The organism is Halomonas halocynthiae DSM 14573 (genome assembly GCF_000425725.1).
Taxonomy (GTDB): Bacteria; Pseudomonadota; Gammaproteobacteria; order Pseudomonadales; family Halomonadaceae; genus Halomonas; species Halomonas halocynthiae.
In genome coordinates this window covers 33,747-49,631 of record NZ_AUDZ01000018.1, presented here as the reverse complement: position 1 = coordinate 49,631, position 15,885 = coordinate 33,747, and the positions used below count along the sequence as shown (strand labels likewise).

General features: G+C 56.3%; 15 protein-coding genes. 5 read left to right on the top strand and 10 right to left on the bottom strand.

From position 1 onward, the window contains the following. Positions 1–105: 105 nt before the first annotated feature. The 7 genes from hflX to H616_RS0105405 all read right to left on the bottom strand — a co-directional run bounded on the left by hflX (position 106) and on the right by H616_RS0105405 (position 8,336). Positions 106–1,422: a ribosome rescue GTPase HflX gene (hflX, locus tag H616_RS0105435; RefSeq protein WP_027966448.1), complete on the bottom strand. Its 1,317-nt coding sequence runs from the start codon at positions 1,420–1,422 to the stop codon at positions 106–108. Positions 1,423–1,430: 8 nt separating this feature from the next. Further along, positions 1,431–1,679, bottom strand: a complete 249-nt coding sequence (gene hfq, locus H616_RS0105430; protein ID WP_027966447.1) for an RNA chaperone Hfq — start codon at positions 1,677–1,679, stop codon at positions 1,431–1,433. A 127-nt stretch (positions 1,680–1,806) separates the two neighbouring features. Beyond that, positions 1,807–2,745: a tRNA (adenosine(37)-N6)-dimethylallyltransferase MiaA gene (gene miaA / locus H616_RS0105425; protein WP_027966446.1), complete on the bottom strand. Its 939-nt coding sequence runs from the start codon at positions 2,743–2,745 to the stop codon at positions 1,807–1,809. A 47-nt stretch (positions 2,746–2,792) separates the two neighbouring features. Further along, the gene (mutL, locus tag H616_RS0105420) at positions 2,793–4,778 is read right to left on the bottom strand and encodes a DNA mismatch repair endonuclease MutL (protein WP_027966445.1); all 1,986 of its coding nucleotides are present in this window, start codon (positions 4,776–4,778) and stop codon (positions 2,793–2,795) included. Positions 4,779–4,808: 30 nt separating this feature from the next. Continuing rightward, the gene (locus H616_RS0105415) at positions 4,809–6,206 is read right to left on the bottom strand and encodes an N-acetylmuramoyl-L-alanine amidase (RefSeq protein WP_156906425.1); all 1,398 of its coding nucleotides are present in this window, start codon (positions 6,204–6,206) and stop codon (positions 4,809–4,811) included. Positions 6,207–6,280: 74 nt separating this feature from the next. Next, positions 6,281–6,787, bottom strand: coding sequence for a tRNA (adenosine(37)-N6)-threonylcarbamoyltransferase complex ATPase subunit type 1 TsaE (gene tsaE / locus H616_RS0105410; protein WP_027966443.1), 507 nt, complete (start codon positions 6,785–6,787; stop codon positions 6,281–6,283). After that, on the bottom strand, positions 6,768–8,336 hold the full coding sequence (locus H616_RS0105405) for a bifunctional ADP-dependent NAD(P)H-hydrate dehydratase/NAD(P)H-hydrate epimerase (RefSeq protein WP_027966442.1): 1,569 nt from the start codon (positions 8,334–8,336) through the stop codon (positions 6,768–6,770). The genes tsaE and H616_RS0105405 overlap by 20 nt, the downstream gene beginning before the upstream one ends. A gap of 80 nt (positions 8,337–8,416) precedes the next feature. Between H616_RS0105405 and queG the strand changes: the two genes are divergently transcribed. Then, on the top strand, positions 8,417–9,565 hold the full coding sequence (gene queG, locus H616_RS0105400; protein WP_084155732.1) for a tRNA epoxyqueuosine(34) reductase QueG: 1,149 nt from the start codon (positions 8,417–8,419) through the stop codon (positions 9,563–9,565). Positions 9,566–9,599: 34 nt separating this feature from the next. Here queG and orn read toward each other — a convergent pair whose 3' ends face one another. After that, the gene (orn, locus tag H616_RS0105395) at positions 9,600–10,199 is read right to left on the bottom strand and encodes an oligoribonuclease (RefSeq protein WP_027966440.1); all 600 of its coding nucleotides are present in this window, start codon (positions 10,197–10,199) and stop codon (positions 9,600–9,602) included. A 101-nt stretch (positions 10,200–10,300) separates the two neighbouring features. On the opposite strand from orn, the gene rsgA reads away from it, so the two are divergent. From rsgA to asd, 3 genes are all read left to right on the top strand, one after another. After that, positions 10,301–11,359, top strand: coding sequence for a small ribosomal subunit biogenesis GTPase RsgA (gene rsgA / locus H616_RS0105390; protein ID WP_027966439.1), 1,059 nt, complete (start codon positions 10,301–10,303; stop codon positions 11,357–11,359). Positions 11,360–11,411: 52 nt separating this feature from the next. Further along, a complete protein-coding gene (locus tag H616_RS0105385; protein ID WP_027966438.1) occupies positions 11,412–12,254 on the top strand; it encodes a sulfurtransferase in 843 nt (280 codons plus the stop codon). 62 nt (positions 12,255–12,316) lie between these two features. Further along, the gene (gene asd, locus H616_RS0105380; RefSeq protein WP_027966437.1) at positions 12,317–13,147 is read left to right on the top strand and encodes an archaetidylserine decarboxylase; all 831 of its coding nucleotides are present in this window, start codon (positions 12,317–12,319) and stop codon (positions 13,145–13,147) included. 8 nt (positions 13,148–13,155) lie between these two features. Here asd and epmA read toward each other — a convergent pair whose 3' ends face one another. Then, positions 13,156–14,163, bottom strand: a complete 1,008-nt coding sequence (gene epmA / locus H616_RS0105375; protein WP_027966436.1) for an EF-P lysine aminoacylase EpmA — start codon at positions 14,161–14,163, stop codon at positions 13,156–13,158. Further along, positions 14,147–14,713, bottom strand: coding sequence for an elongation factor P (gene efp / locus H616_RS0105370; RefSeq protein WP_027966435.1), 567 nt, complete (start codon positions 14,711–14,713; stop codon positions 14,147–14,149). The genes epmA and efp overlap by 17 nt, the downstream gene beginning before the upstream one ends. A 134-nt stretch (positions 14,714–14,847) precedes the next feature. Between efp and epmB the strand changes: the two genes are divergently transcribed. Beyond that, positions 14,848–15,873, top strand: coding sequence for an EF-P beta-lysylation protein EpmB (gene epmB / locus H616_RS0105365; protein WP_027966434.1), 1,026 nt, complete (start codon positions 14,848–14,850; stop codon positions 15,871–15,873). The last annotated feature ends 12 nt before the right edge of the window (positions 15,874–15,885 follow it).

Below are 15,885 nucleotides of genomic sequence, written 5' to 3'. Positions count from 1 at the left end.
CGCTAGATGTATCTGTATGGTCTTTGGCAACCTGAGTTTTGGTCAGGACACCATTTAACCAGTGCCGTCAAAAAAGCACTGTCACGAAAATGCTGCCCAGACGCGTCATTCTTCCCAGTCTTCACTGCCCCTCATTGAGGCAGGCAGATAATCGCTAGCACGCTCATCAAGCCTCGCCATCAACTGGTTAAACTCTCGTCGCGGCAAGCGTACCTGAAGACAGGTACGACCTTCATCATCAAAATGCTCTTCGCGCACCGCACCAAGCCTATGCAAACCGGCTCGTAACCGCCCTTGCTCAGGTGCCAGGGTCATCGTCATATCGATGATATCTTCCGCCAGGCAATCCGTCAGCGCCTCATGGAGAAGATCAAGCCCGCGCCCATCCTGGGCTGACAACCAAACGGCCGTCGGCATTCCTTCATCATCACGCTCAATGCGCGGCGCACTATCCAACAAGTCGATTTTGTTCATCACTTGAAGTACAGGCACGCTGTCAGCACCAATTTCTGCCAGCACCTGCTCAACCTGCTCGATATTAAGGTCTCGGTCAGGATCAGCAGCATCAATAACATGCACCAACAAACTGGACTCTGCCGCCTCCTGCAGGGTGGCACGGAACGCCTCAACTAGCTTATGCGGTAAATGACGAATAAACCCTACCGTATCCGCCAGCACCACGGCGCCCACATCATCCAGCTCCAACCGCCTAAGGGTCGGGTCAAGGGTCGCAAACAACTGATCAGCGGCATACACTTCGGAATTCGTGACGGCATTAAACAGCGTCGACTTGCCCGCATTGGTATACCCCACCAGAGACACCCCTGGTATTTCAGCCCGCTCACGCGCGCGCCGATTCTGATCACGCTGACGGCGCACCTTATCCAGGCGTTTATGGATCGCCTTAATACGAGCGCGTAATAAACGACGGTCTGTTTCCAGCTGGGTTTCACCCGGCCCACGCAAGCCAATACCCCCGGCCTGGCGCTCCAAGTGAGTCCAACCACGAATCAACCGTGTTGACATATATTCCAGCTGGGCTAGCTCAACCTGCAACTTACCCTCATGAGTGCGCGCTCGCTGGGCAAAAATATCCAGAATCAGCCCAGTACGATCAAGCACACGGCACTTGAGCGTCTTCTCCACATTTCGTTCTTGAGAAGGGCTCAGGGCATGGTTGAAAATCACCAGCTCAGCACCATGCACCTGAAGTGCCTCACGCAGCTCTTCAAGCTTGCCAGTACCAATAAAAAAGCGCGAATCCGGACGGTGCCGGCTTCCAGTTAATAGCGTCGCTGGCTCGGCACCTGCCGAACGAACTAGCTCAAGAAACTCCTGAGAGTCTTCACGCTCATTCTCGTCTTGAAAGTCGATATGGACGAGAATTGCCGTTTCCCCGGCGTCGGGTCGCTCAAAAAACAATCAATACCTCACGCAAGGCCGTCCTGTTCTGACACGTCTGGAGCCGGGAGGCGCACATTGCGCGACGGCACCACGGTAGAGATGGCGTGCTTATACACCATCTGGCTAACCGTATTACGCAGAAGAATAACAAACTGGTCAAATGACTCGATCTGGCCCTGAAGCTTAATGCCGTTGACCAAGAAAATGGATACCGGAATGCGCTCTTTGCGCAAAATGTTCAGGTAAGGGTCTTGAAGTGACTGCCCTTTTGACATTGTTCTCTCCCTGAGAGTCTCTGGGTTGTTGGATATATGTTGATTCATAATATCAATACTGACCTAGCGCAGCATGCCTATCTATACCAAGGCTGCTCACATGCTGCATCAAATTCAGCATTTTACGCTAACTACTGTGTTTTCGCACAAGTTTCGCCACCTGCTGGCGAACATTGGCCTGGGTCGGGTCAATCCAGGTTAAGTCTGGCCAGCTTCGCATCCAGGTTAGCTGACGTTTAGCCAACTGACGCGTAGCCGTCAGCGCATCCTGACGAAACCTTTGCTTATCGATCTTGCCGTCTAGGTACTGCCATGCCTGTCGATAACCGACACTCTTCATCGCCGGCAAGTAGGGGTGCAGATCATCGCGACGTTTCAGCGCAGCCACTTCCTCCAGCAGCCCCGCTTCTAGCATGCTGTCAAAGCGCTGGGCAATCCGCTCATGCAACAACCCACGGTCAGCTGGGGCAAGCCCAATAGGCAATACCCGCCAAGGAAATGGTTCGGTTTGCTGCTGCTGCCACAACTCGGTCAGCGTACGCCCGCTGTGCCGAAAAACCTCCAATGCCCGCATCAGCCGCTGAGGGTCATTCGGATGAATACGCTTGGCGGAAACAGGGTCCACACGTGAAAGCTCGTCATGCAACGCCGCTAAACCATATTGCTCTGCCTGAGCATTAAGCTCGGCACGTAGCTGCGGCTGGGCCTCTGGCAAGTTGGCCACCCCCTGCTGCAGTCGATTGAAATACAGCATGGTTCCACCAACCAACAGCGGCACACTGCCTGCGTCGCAAATCATACGCATCTGGTGGCGCGCATCGTGCCGAAACTCGGCAGCCGAGTACGGATCAGCTGGATCGCGGATATCAATCAGCCGATGAGGCGCTCGCGCCAGCTCCTCGGCACTGGGCTTGGCGCTGCCCACATCCAAGCCGCGGTAGACCATGGTGGAGTCTACACTGATCAACTCGGCGCCCACCTCGTCGTGCAGAGTGATCGCCAGATCCGTTTTCCCCGCCGCCGTCGGGCCCATTAAAAAGATCGCCGTGGGGCGAGTGTCATTCATTGGCACGCCATAAGTCGTTAATTACTGATTCGTTCCGTCCTGCTCGACTACTGCCCGCGCAAGAACAACCGGTCTAATTCTTTCATACTCATTTCAGCCCATGTCGGTCGGCCGTGGTTACATTGTCCGCTGCGCTCGGTACGCTCCATATCACGCAACAGAGCATTCATTTCACCAATGCTGAGCCGACGATTGGCGCGCACACTGCCATGACAAGCCATGTTGCCAAGCAGCGTATTGATGTGTGCTTCAAGTCGGTCCGAGCGCCCATAACGCTCCAGGTCACTCAACATGTCACGAATCAGCGGCTCCACATCCGCCTCTGCCAACAGCACGGGCAGTTGCCTGATTAACAGTGTTTCGGGGCCAGCCACATCAATTTCAACACCCAGTCGCGAAAATGCTTCACGCTCAGCCTCCGCAGTCGCGACTTGTGCGGCGCTGGCCGCCATAGAAACCGGCACCAACAGCGGCTGAGCATCAAGTTCACCGCTATGAACCTGCGCCTTCATACGCTCATAAACAATACGCTCATGAGCGGCATGCATGTCTACCACCACCAAGCCACGCTCGCTCTGTGCCAGAATGAACACGCCATGCAACTGAGCGATGGCATAACCCAGAGGCGGCGCTCGGGTTGCATCATCCTCAGGCAGCGAAGAGGGTGAGGCCGTTGATGCATCTCGCTCAGCCCGCACCACGTCTGCCGCTGCACCGCCCACGCCTGACGTCGACGGCTGAGGGGTCAATAAGCTTGCCTCATGGTCAGGATGCAGCTGTCGATAGCCATCCATAAATGCACGCACGCGATCAGGCGTTGTGCGCTCGCCTTGCGCTGACGGTTCTTCACGCTGACGCAGCGCCATCGCCTGCTGTTGCCAGTTCATACCAACCGCCTGCTCGCCCACACCTTGACCAGCCACGCCTCGCTCAAGCACCAGCGTTTGACTGTGCTCATCAGCGTTAGGTTGAGCGTCATCACACGGCGCAGCCTGTTGCTCACCGTGCGGGTCGCCAGGGCGCGCCTGCGCCAATGCTCGGTGCAGGCTGGAAAACAGAAAATCATGCACTAGGCGGCCATCACGAAAACGCACTTCATGCTTGGTAGGATGAACGTTGACATCCACCACCAGCGGATCGACCGCTAAATGCAAAACAAAGACGGGATGACGGCCACCAAATAACACGTCACGATACGCTTGACGAATGGCATGAGCGACTAAGCGATCACGCACCACGCGGCCATTAACGAAGAAGTACTGCTGGTCAGCCTGGGCACGTGAGTGCGTAGGCAAACCGACCCACCCCCATAGCCGCAGCCCTCCACCGTCTAAATCTAAATGCAGGGCATTTTCCAGGAAATTTTTACCCAGCAATGCCTGTAGGCGTTGCTCATGGCTTAACTGGTCATCTCCCGCACGCAACTGATGAACAACCTTCTGGTTATGGCGCAACACCCAGCCGATGTCTGGCCGCGAGAGTGCTTGGCGGCGAAAGGCTTCTTCCACGTGGCCATATTCGGTTTTTTCTGTACGCAGAAATTTACGTCGCGCGGGCGTGTTGAAGAACAAGTCACGCACTAACACCGACGTACCACGCGGATGAGGTGACGGTGAAATGCGCGGTTCCATTTGCCGGCCCTCAACCACCACACGCCAACCTTGAGCCGGGTCATCGCTGGCATTAGAAATCAACTCTAGACGTGACACCGAACTGATCGACGCCAGTGCCTCGCCACGAAACCCCAGGCTTGCCACGCCTTCAAGGTCATCAAGCGAGGCAATCTTGCTAGTGGCATGACGTGCCAGTGCCAACGGCAGATCCTGCTGAGCAATGCCTCGGCCGTTATCGCGCACTCTAATCAAGCGCGCACCTCCCGACTCAAGCTCAACCTCAATGCGTGTTGCGCCGGCATCAATCGCGTTCTCGACCAGCTCTTTGACTACCGCAGAAGGCCGCTCTACCACTTCGCCCGCAGCAATCTGGTTGGCCAAGCGTGGATCAAGCGTACGTATAGGCTGACTATTCGTCATGTCACTCCACATGAATTAAGACGCGTTCGTTTAAGAACCCGGTATCCGCAACACCTGCCCGACGCGGATGACATCACCACTTAGCTCATTCGCTTGACGAATTTGTGTCACCGACACCGAATGACGAGCCGCAATCTCTGACAGTGTATCTCCCGGCTGAATACGATACTCACCCGAGCCCGTCGTGCGCCCTTGGTCACGCTGCCAAGCCAACAAGCTGGAAGGCGGAGGATTACGCTCAAAATGGGCATGAATACCGTTAAACACCGCGGCCATCATACGCTGCTGGTAGTTACCATTGCGCAGACGCCGCTCTTCCTGAGGGTTGGAAATAAAGCCCGTTTCCACCAGCAGCGAGGGGATATCCGGCGATTTAAGTACCGCAAAACCGGCCTGTTCTACTCGCGGCTTATGCAGATCATTCACCCGCCCCATACGCTCCAGCACTTGGCCACCGATGGTCAGAGAGTCATTGAGCGTGGCCGTCATCGTCAGATCCAACAGCACACCACGCAACACTTCATCTTTGTCACTCAACGATAAGTTGCCGTCCACGCCGCCGATTAAGTCAGAGCGGTTTTCCGACACGGCCAGCCACTGCGCCGTTTCAGACGTTGCACCACGTTGTGACAAGGCATATACCGAGCTGCCATGCGGCCGAGGACTATCAAACGCATCAGCATGAATCGATACAAAGAAGTCCGCCTTTTGCTGTCGAGCAATCTGGGTACGCTGGCGCAAACCAACATAATAATCGCTGTCACGGATCATCACTGCCTTAAAGCCTGGCGCTCCATCGACCAAACGCTGCAGACGCTTAGCCATCTGCAACACAACATCTTTTTCATGTGTGCCACTGGGGCCAATTGCGCCGGGGTCTTCACCACCATGCCCCGCATCAATCGCGATGATAATGTCACGCCGCGGATGCGGCTTCGCCGCCTTAGTGGCTTGAACCGTTGGGGCGGGCTGACGCCCAGAAATACTGGCTTCGGCCTGAGCCCGCACCGCTGCAATCTCCTGCTCACGAACCATCGCTTCGATCGGATCAATCGGATCGTTCACCGCATTTTCACCGGGATACTCCAGGTCAACCACCAGGCGATGCCCATATTGCTCATTAGGAGGCAGAATAAAATGCCGAGGACTGACCTGCCGAGACAGCTCTAATACCACCCGTAAGTTGCTACCCTGCCGCACCCCTGAGCGCAGCTCAGACACTGCGCTACCTTCTAGGCTCAGCCGATCCAAATCGGCTTGCATTTGTGAGTTATCCAGATCGATCACTAATCGGCTGGGATTATCCAGCGTAAACACCTCAGCCGAGGTAGGTGATGTGAGATCAAATACCAGCCGAGAATGATCAGGAGCAGCCCACAGTCGGATGTTTTCAACATTGCCCGCCACTACGGCACTCGGCATCGCCATGAGCAAAACAACCAGACTTGACGCAACTCGAGACAATATGCCGGAAGGCAGGCAGGCACAGTGGAGTAATCGCCTCATGTTGCAGCCGCTCCCGTTATCTCTCCCCATGAAGCACCATGCTCACGGCAGATAGCATCAAGCCTATCCAGCACCTGCTGCCCGCGTTCACTAAACGCGCGAAGCGTCACCCTGCGCCCTTGCCCACAAAGCATCAGATGAGCCATGACATCAGGCTCAGGCAGCCAGCCGTCACCACGCGCGGGCCATTCAATAATGCTCAAACTGTCATCGCACAATAAGTCTCGCCCACCGATAAATTCCAGTTCTTCAGGGTCACCAATACGATACAAGTCGAAATGGTAAACTCGAACACCACCAATCTCGTAGGGCTCCACCAACGTGTAGGTTGGGCTTTTAACTGCGCCCTGGTGTCCATAAGCGCGCAGAATACCGCGTGTCAGGGTCGTTTTTCCCGCGCCCAGCTCGCCGTCAAGATGCAACCTTCCGCGCCCTGCCAGCGCCAGCCCCAAGCATTGGCCAAAAGCGACCTGCTGATTTTCATTATCGAGTTGCCGCTGCATCATCTTGCGTGCCTGTTGTCGTGCCTGCTGTCATACGCAGTATCGGGTTGACCAAAGTTCGCGCACAGAATGCCAGATCACTGGCCAGCAAGCCACGCTCACCCGCCTGCGATGCGGCATAATCCGCCGCTTGTGCATGCACCATGACCGCAATTTGAGCGGCAAGTTCCAAACCAGGCGTTTGGCACACCAGCGTACCCAGCATACCGGATAACACATCTCCCATGCCGCCACTGGCCATCCCAGGGTTACCGTAAGGGCAAACAGCCAGCCCTGCAGGACCCGCAATCAAGCTGCCCGCTCCTTTAAGCACAACAACAGCCTGATAGCGCTCGCGCAGTAGCAAAGCTGCCTTAGGACGGTCAGCCTCAACCTCCGCCACACTCATGCCCAGCAAATGCGCTGCTTCGCCAGGGTGTGGCGTCAGTATCCAGTTCGCACGCGACACATCGGCAAAACGCCCAGCCAACAAATTCAAACCGTCGGCATCCAACACTAGCGGGCCGCTGAACGCCAGCACCCGCTGCAGCATAGCCTGCCCCCAACTGCCCTGCCCCAACCCCGGACCAATCACCACCGCATCAACTTGCGCCATGAGCGACTCAATGCTGGCCGGGGTTGTCACTCCGTGCACCATGACTTCGGGGCAACGCACTAAGCTAGCTGTGACATGCTCTGGTGCCGTAGCCAAACTGATGCGCCCAGCGCCCAGCCGTGCACAAGCCTCGGCAGCCAGCAGTGCGGCGCCACCAAAACCAGGGGCGCCGCCAATAATCAGCACATGCCCCATCTGTCCTTTATGCGCATCACGCTCGCGGGGCGCCAGGGTGGCGTCAATCAACGCGCTACTCAGCTGCCTGGCTGAGGGCGGCATATCGGTGACGAGTTCAGCGTCGGCACCCAGCGGGTAAAAATGCAACGTGCCCGTACGCGCTGGCCCTTTACCGGTATGCAAGCCCAGCTTGTTGCCAATAAACGTGACGGTCAGGGTCGCGCAAACAGCAACACCTAACTCAGCCCCTGTGTCAGCCGCCAGTCCGGACGGAATGTCAATCGCCAGTATCGGGCACTCGCTACGGTTCACCGCATTAATCGCCTCGGCCACATCACCACGCACTGGGCCAGTAAGCCCCGTACCGAGCATGGCATCTACCAGCACTTCTCCAGAAAACGCCAATTCAGCGCACCAATCCTCACTCCCAACACCTGCCGCCGTAGCCATGTCAGCAGCCCGCAGCGCATCATCACGTAAACGCGCCAGCGGCGTAAGCAAAATACGCTGCACGGTAACGCCCTCTGCGGCGGCCAACGCTGCCAGCACATGCCCATCGCCACCATTGTTGCCACCGCCACACAGCACACTGATCGAGCGTACGTCAGGCCAGCTCTGCTTAAGCTGCTGCCAAGCCGCTGCAGCAGCACGCTGCATCAATGCGAACCCGGTAATACCCGAGGCTATAATGCGACGATCCATCTCGCGCACCTGCTCGGCGCAATACAATGCTCGCCCGCTTATTGCCAACTCTTCACCATCACTTACTTGCGTCATGGGCTGCCTCTCTCAACGTGATGCTTTACCATACGAGCAACAATACGCCGTATTATTTTTAACCAACCCGCCCCTAATTAATGTCACATTATCCCTACAATACCGACTCCCCGAGTGTCGATGATTGCGATATCGATAACGATACTGCCGGTGCACCAGACCTGCACGCACTGGCCGAACAAATAAAAGTCTGGGGCCGTGAACTGGGTTTTCAGCAGGTCGGCATCACCGACACCAACCTGGCGGATGATGAAGTGCGCTTACAACGCTGGCTGGATGCTGGGTATCACGGCGAAATGGGGTTCATGGCCAAACATGGGACCAAGCGAACTCGGCCTGACGAGCTGGAGCCCGGCACCGTACGTGTGATTAGCGTACGACTGGACTATCTATCACCCGAGGTAGAAACCACTCGCATGCTGGCGCGCCCTGAAAAAGCGTATGTATCACGCTACGCGTTAGGGCGTGACTATCACAAACTAATGCGCAAGCGTCTAGCCCAGCTGGCGCAAAAGATGCAAGACGTCGTCGGACCGTTCGGCTTTCGTGCCTTTGTAGACTCAGCACCTGTCATGGAGCGCGGACTAGCGCGCAAAGCCGGGCTCGGCTGGTTTGGCAAAAATGCGATGTTGCTCAATCCCAAGGCCGGCTCACTATTCTTTCTGGGCGAGCTATACACCGACTTACCGCTACCTATCGACCCGCCCTATGAAAAAAACCATTGTGGCAGTTGTAGCGCTTGCCGTACGGCCTGCCCTACTGGCGCAATTGTCGAAGATAGCGTGGTCGACGCACGCGCTTGTATTTCGTACCTGACCATTGAGCTTCACGGCGCAATTCCCGAACGTTACCGTGATGCCATGGGTAACCGAGTGTTCGGCTGCGATGACTGCCAACTGGTATGCCCCTTCACGCGTTTTACCCGTGCCAGCCAAGAGCCCGACTTCGCCCCACGCCATGATCTCGATCGCACCGACCTGACCCAGCTATTCAACTGGAGCGAAGAAGAGTTTCTCACCCGCACTACTGGCAGCCCCATCCGCCGCATTGGCTACGAACGCTGGTTGCGCAACTTGGCTATCGGGCTTGGCAACGCCCCGTGGAGCGAGCAGGTCGAAGCTGCGCTATGGGCCCGCCTGCCTTATCCATCGGAACTTGTTCGCGAACACGTGAGCTGGGCCCTTGATCGTCAGCAACAAAAGCGCCAAGCCGTCATTGCTGTTAGCTAGCCTAAGAGGCACTTGGCCCTTTATCTTTTACTTTTCACTCTTCCTCATCATGCATGTCATCCGCCGTGCGCAAAAATGTACGACGGTAATGCGCTAATTCAGCGATGGATTCCTTAATATCGTCCATAGCCAGATGAACATTGCGCTTACTGAAACCCGCCAGAGCCCCAGGATTCCAGCGTTTGGCCAGCTCTTTCAGCGTCGACACGTCCAGGTTGCGATAATGAAAGAATGCCAATAACTCGGGCATCTCACGCTCAAGAAAGCGTCGGTCCTGATGCACGCTGTTGCCACACACAGGAGATGTACCCGGCGCAACATGTTGACGCAAAAACGCCAACGTCGCTTGTTCCGCTTCGCGAGTCGCAACACCGTTTTCCCGTACTCGCTTAATCAAGCCTGATTCGCCGTGAGTGCGCTGGTTCCAGTCGTCCATTCCTGCCAGCAATGCGTCAGGCTGATGTACCGCCAACACAGGCCCTTCAGCAATCACCCTCAGATTGGCATCAGTAACGACAGTTGCCACTTCAATAATGCGCTCTCGGTTCGGGTCAAGCCCCGTCATTTCAAGGTCAATCCATACCAAACGCTGACTCTTGGCGTTGGCATCAGCACTAGAAAGAGGTGTCGTCATGATTCGTTCCTTTATCGTCGAAGCTATTGGTAAACGCACAACACGACAGCCACAGCTGTTGATGAGTACAATGTCACGATTGTACCGAGTTTCAGGGCCTCATGAGCAAACGTAAACTAAGCCGCCAGCAACGCTGGCGCATCGAGAAAGTACAGGCCGAACGTGAGCAACGCGCAGAAAAGCGTGATGGGCGCGACAGCGAGAAGCTAGCCGCCGGCGAATATGGCCCAGAACAGCCAGGCCGGATCATCGCTCACTTTGGCCGCACCTTAGACGTCATACCTGATAAGGCACCTGGCAGCGCCCCCGCTGCGCCTGTGCGCTGTCACATGCGTGCCAACCTTGACGGGCTGGTCACTGGCGACCGTGTTGTCTGGCGACATGGTCAGGAAGGCAGTGGCGTGGTCGTGGCGCGCGCCGAGCGTGACAATGTGCTGGAACGCCCCGATGCTCGTGGCCTACTCAAACCAGTCGCCGCCAACATCGACCAAATACTCATCGTGTTTGCCGTGGAACCCGAGCCCCACGCTAATCTGATCGACCGCTACCTGGTAGCCGCAGAAGCCACCGGCATCTCGCCGGTGCTGGTATTGAACAAGGTCGACCTACTTCCCGAGCAAGGCGGTGCCCTGCGCGACCTACTCGCCCGCTACGAAGCTCTGGGCTACCCTGTTGTAGCCACCAGCATCAATACCGACAATGGCTTAGATGCCTTACATCGCCGCCTGGCTGGGCGCACGTCGGTGTTCGTCGGCCAAAGCGGCGTGGGAAAGTCATCATTGATTGGCTGCCTGCTGCCCCACGAAGAACTGCGCGTTGGAGAGCTGTCCGAAGACTCACGCAAGGGCCGCCATACCACCACCACTGCACGGCTGTACCACTTCTCTGATCTCGGGCCTGACAGCCACCTTGAGGGCGAACTAATCGACTCCCCAGGCATTCGTGAATTTGGCTTAATCCACCTCGACGAACAACAAGTGGCAGAAGGCTTTATCGAGTTTCGCCAGCACCTTGGCCGCTGCCGGTTTCGCGACTGTCGCCACCGCCAGGAACCGGGGTGTGCGCTACTGGACGCATTAGATCACGGCAATATCCATGAACAACGCTTTGCCAGCTACCGTCGTATCATCGATAGTCTGGAAGACACTCACAAACACTAAGATTGAAACCAGCAACGTCACCGACAACCTCCCCATGGGCCAGGAGAGCAACATGCATTCTGAAGCCAATCTACTGCCACTGATAGTCGAACCCGAACACCTGAACGAATTTTTGATCGAGAACCCCAACTGCCCAGACCTGTTGATCATTGATGTGCCGATGAAGGCCGACAGCTACGCCCAGGGTCACGTGCCTAACGCACTTTTTCTCGATCACTCTCGACTCCTACGCGGCGAAGGCGATATACCCAACGACGTGCCTAACATCGACGCACTCTCAGCGTTATTTTCATCGCTTGGGCTCACGCGTGACACCCATGTAATCGCTTACGACGACGAAGGCGGTGGCTGGGCTGGTCGCTTGTTGTGGACACTGGAACTGATCGGCCACCAGCGTTACTCCTACCTCAATGGAGGCATTCACGCCTGGCGCGCCAGTGAGCTACCGCTTTCTACCCAGCCGCATACACCAACACCTAGCAATTATCAGGCTGACATCATTAATCCTACCGTCAATATTGAGCGTGCCGAACTACAAGACCGCCTCTACGAAGCGGACCTTGCGATATGGGACGCACGCTCCCAAGAGGAATTCAACGGACATAAAGGAAACAACAAACACCTTGGACATATTCCCGGCGCCGTCAACATGAACTGGACCGACGTTATGGACAAAGACAACCACCTGCGTATTCGTGGCTACGCCGAGCTAATCAGCGAACTGGAAGCCATGGGCCTAACGCCTGATATGGAGGTTGCCACCCACTGCCAAAGCCACCACCGTAGCGGTTTTACGTGGTTGGTAGGACGCGCGCTGGGCTTCAACAAAATACGCGGCTACGCAGGCTCATGGAACGAATGGGGCAACCGCGACGACACGCCAATCGAAAAATAGCGCAACACTGCATCAAATCAGACTCACACAACCTTTTGAAAACCACTGACGGACTCGCCGCCTTGTCATTTTCTCGACTTTTTTCGCTGATTCAGTACCCGGTTCCCCACCACCTACTATCACGGCTGGTGGGGCGGCTCGCTGAGTGCCGCCAACCGTGGCTAAAAAACCAATTGATCCACGCCTTTATCAAACGCTTCAAGGTCAATATGAGCGAGGCGCTGGAAGCGGACCCCAGCGCGTATGCCACCTTCAACGACTTCTTTACCCGTGCGCTAAAGGCCGACGCACGCCCCATCAGCGAAGGGCTAGTCAGCCCGGCCGACGGGACATTGTCAGAGTTTGGCCGCATTGAAGCTGGGCAGCTGATCCAGGCGAAAGGACACTATTTTTCAGCCATGGCGCTATTCGGTGGTGATGCCGACGCTGCCAAGCGTTATCAAGGTGGCAGCTTTGCCACGGTATACTTATCACCGCGTGACTATCACCGCGTACACATGCCACTAACCGGCACCCTAACCGAAATGGTCTATATACCGGGCCGCTTATTCTCGGTTAATGCCGCCACTACCCAGCACGTGCCCAACCTGTTCGCCCGCAACGAACGACTGGTGTGCCACTTCGATACCGAGCATGGTCCCATGGCACTGGTACTGGTCGGCGCGATGATCGTTGCCGCCATCGAAACCGTGTGGGCCGGTCAGGTCACACCGCTATCAGGCGATGTGCAGCACATTCGCTTTGACCAGCCAATACACCTTGAGAAAGGTCAGGAAATGGGCCGCTTCAAACTCGGCTCTACCGTGGTCATGGCCTTCGCCAACCCCGTTGAATTCAGCAGCAGCGAACATCACCGCAACGTGCAGATGGGGGAAAGCCTGGGTCACGTTTGAGCCTTCTTTCACGCTACTGGCGTCGCGAAGGCCATAACTTCTGCGACGCTTTTTTTGTTCAGCGCCAGCTGGATCAGTCGGTCCAGCCCCAGCGCGACGCCGCTGCCTGCTGGCAAGCCATGCTCAAGAGCGGCGACCAGGCGTTGATCAGCATCGACCTCGGAAAACCCCTGCTGACGACGGACAAGGTTATCTTCGGCAAAGCGTGAGGCTTGTTCAGCGGCGTCTGTCAACTCATCGTAGCCATTGGCCAGCTCCACCCCGCTCAGGTAAAGCTCAAAGCGTGAAGCCACCCACTGGCCGTCCTCCGGGTCGCGGTGGCGTCGTGCCAGCGCCGCCTGGCTAGCGGGGTAATCAGTGACCACATCCAGTCCGTTTTGCCCCAGCGTTGGCTCGACAACCAGCCCCATCAGCAGGTCCAGGCATTCATCGCGCGCAGCGCTGGCCATCTCCAGACCGCCCTGCTCTGCTGCCAGTTGGCGCAGCTCGGCAAGCTCGCTAGTGAAAGGGTCAATGCTTAACAGGTCACGGAACAACTGACTATAACGACAATGCCTAACTGACCGCATGGGCCCACCAGGCACCGCAGGATGTACCCTATGAACTAACGCCACGGTTTCTTCGATCATAGCATTGAGGGAAAACCCGGGCCGGTACCATTCCAGCATGCTGAATTCAATGTTGTGACGCCGCCCCACTTCGCCATCGCGAAAGCTGCGCGCCAACTGGAAAATTGGCCCGCTGCCTGCGGCGAGCAGGCGCTTCATATGGAATTCCGGCGAGGTCTGCATCCATAGTCGCTCCTCACCTGCTGGGGTACTGGCCATGGTTGATAGCGAAGCAAGATAAACGTCCGTACTCCCCCCATGGCCCAGCACCGGTGTTTCTACCTCAAGCACATCACGCTCGGCAAAGAAGGCTCGCACCCGAGCGATTAGCTGCGCCCGCTGGCGCAGCGTCTGCATAGAAGCCGTGGGCTGCCAGCCGCTGTTGGCGCACTCAGGCGCGGGAGACATACTCGCCGCTACGGGTATCAATTTTCAGCACTTCACCTTGGTTGATAAACAGCGGTACGCGCACCACAGCACCAGACGATAGCGTGGCTGGCTTAGAGCCACCTTGTGCAGTGTCACCCTTCAGGCCAGGATCCGTTTCAACAACTTCCAACTCGATAAAGTTGGGCGGCGTGATATTAATCGCGTTGTCGTTCCACAGCGTTACGGTGTAAGACACCTGCTCCTTGAGCCATTTATGGGCATCAGAAAGCGCTTTTTTCTCCACGGCGTACTGCTCAAAAGAACCATCGGTTTTCATGAAGTACCACATATCGCCGTCGGTATAGAGATACTCCATATCCAGTTCCATCACATCAGCGCCTTCCAGCGACTCGCCCGACTTGAACGTGCGCTCCCACACCCGGCCAGTCATTAGGTTACGCAGCTTGACCCGGTTAAAAGCCTGCCCCTTACCCGGCTTGACCAGCTCGTTCTCGACGATGGAACAAGGGTCGCCATCCAGCATTACCTTCAGACCGCCTTTGAATTCATTGGTAGAATAGTTCGCCATTATTGCCTTATCCATGTTCGAGCGCGGCGTAGGGATCTGTGATTTCTTACGCGCGCAAAAGTATGATATTCGTCGAGGGGCTGTTCCGAGAGACCGCTCCTCGCTTTGCTGGTTTTTCTTCTGTTGGTGCCTGCATGATAACCCGAAGCCCCGCTGCTTTGCAGCGTCAGACCATCGCGTCAACGCCACGCCACTGGCAACAGCAGCTCAGCGGTGCCATTCGCGACCCCGCCGAGCTCTGTCAGCGGTTAGACCTTAATCCAACATGGCACTCAGGCGCTCAGCTTGGCCACCAGCTATTTGAGGTACGGGTGCCTGAGGCTTACCTGTCACGAATTCAACGAGGAGATCCTAACGATCCTTTACTGCGCCAGGTATTACCACTTTCAGCAGAAGGGGATGAGCAACCTGGCTATATTGCTGACCCCCTGCACGAGGCCGAACATGGGCCACGCCAAGGGCTAATTCATAAATACGCTGGACGCGTGCTGCTGATTACCAGCCCAGCGTGTGCCGTGAACTGCCGCTACTGTTTTCGTCGCCATTTTCCGTATCAGGAAAATGCACTTTCGCGCGCCCAATGGGAGGAAAGTCTTGGCTATTTGCGTGAGGACAGCTCTATTCAGGAAGCCATTCTCTCTGGCGGCGACCCACTAGCCGCCAATGATCGTCAACTTGCTTGGCTGGTAGAGCGGCTGGAAGATATTCCACATGTGAAACGGTTGCGCATCCACTCTCGCCTGCCCGTTGTCATTCCTGACCGAGTTGATGAAGCCTTACTGGGTTGGCTGAAAAAAACCCGCCTGCAGAAAGTCATGGTGCTGCATATTAACCACGCCAACGAAATCGACGACGCAGTGGCCAGAGCCTGCCAACGACTGCGTGATGCTGGCGTTACGCTGCTCAATCAGAGCGTACTGCTACGCGGCGTTAATGACAGCGTAGATGCGCTAGCCGCGCTGTCTGAACGCCTGTTTGACGCAAGTGTTTTGCCTTACTACTTACATGTACTTGACCCGGTTTCAGGCGCCGCCCACTTCAACGTGCCGGATGATGAAGCCCGTGTACTGGTAGATAAGCTGCGTACCCAGCTATCAGGCTTCCTGATGCCAACGCTGGTGCGTGAAATTCCCGGAAAAACCAGTAAAACGCCGTTATAGCCGAGATAACAT